The organism is Psychrobacter sp. TB20-MNA-CIBAN-0197, assembly GCF_040309765.1.
Classification (GTDB): domain Bacteria; phylum Pseudomonadota; class Gammaproteobacteria; order Pseudomonadales; family Moraxellaceae; genus Psychrobacter; species Psychrobacter submarinus.
Genome location: NZ_JBEOPC010000928.1, coordinates 1 through 257 on the forward strand (window position 1 = coordinate 1; position 257 = coordinate 257).

Here is a 257-nt window from a genome sequence, read left to right on the forward strand (position 1 = left end):
GCGCTGATCTTCGTTTTGCAGAATGTGCGCATGCTCGCCTTCGTACAGTTTCGGCACGATGATGTGGCTGCCCTGGATCAAACGGATGCCGTAAGGCGATTCCATCTTCAGGTCGTCACGGATGAACTTGGCCACCCATGGGCCGGCGGCGTTGACCAGAGCCTTGGCGGTGATCGAAAACAAACTGCCGTCGGCGCGCTCCAGATGCAGATGCCACAAACCTTTGGTGCGGCGGGCACTGACACAGCGAGTCTGGG

General features: G+C 59.1%; 1 pseudogene. It reads right to left on the reverse strand.

Annotated features, from left to right (window positions below):
- Window positions 1-257, reverse strand: a pseudogene (locus AAEY83_RS16585) (glycerol-3-phosphate dehydrogenase); the annotation flags it as partial.